Annotated in this window: 1 protein-coding gene; it reads left to right on the forward strand. The window is 51.4% G+C overall.

All coding sequences use genetic code 11. The annotated features are described in order from the left end of the window. The coding region (locus OQE62_RS19380; protein ID WP_456152499.1) for a transposase at positions 1 to 630 on the forward strand (630 nt) is incomplete at both ends.

Raw genomic sequence — 630 nt, forward strand, 5'->3', positions numbered from 1 at the left:
ACTTTCAAGGAGTTGGAACAGAAGCGGGACAAGATCCAGAAGAAGGTCCGGCACTGTATGGAAGAGCACAAGCGGCTCGACGGCCGAAAGCCCAAAGAGCGAGACCGAAAGAATCAGATGGCCCAGGCCTCCGAAACCCTCCAGAAACACTTTGACAAGATTGACCAGTTCTTAAAGACGGCAACCCCAAGGAAGGGGGAAGGCAGGAACCAAAAAGAAGTAAAGAGCAACATCACCGATAACGAATCCGCCAAAATGACCACCAGCAAAGGCACAATCCAGGGCTACAACGGCATCGCCGCCGTCGATAAGGAGCACCAGATCATTGTCGAAGCCCAAGCCTTTGGTGCCGGCCAGGAACAGCATACGTTAAAGCCGATTCTCGATGGGATAAGGAAGCGCTACCGCGATACCGGTATCCACCAGGACATCCTGGAAAGTCAGGTCATCGTCACCGCAGACACCGGATTCTCCAGTGAGGAAAACAACAACTACCTCCGCAAAGAGGAAATTAACGCCTATATTCCAGACAACAAATTCCGATCCAGAGACAAAGCCTTCACCAAACAGAAAAGGAAGTACGGGAAGCGGAATCAGTACAATGCCAAGGGCCAGAAGAAGATCATTCCG

The sequence above is a fragment of the Microbulbifer halophilus genome (assembly GCF_026183675.1).
In the GTDB taxonomy this organism is placed as follows: Bacteria; Pseudomonadota; Gammaproteobacteria; order Pseudomonadales; family Cellvibrionaceae; genus Microbulbifer; species Microbulbifer halophilus.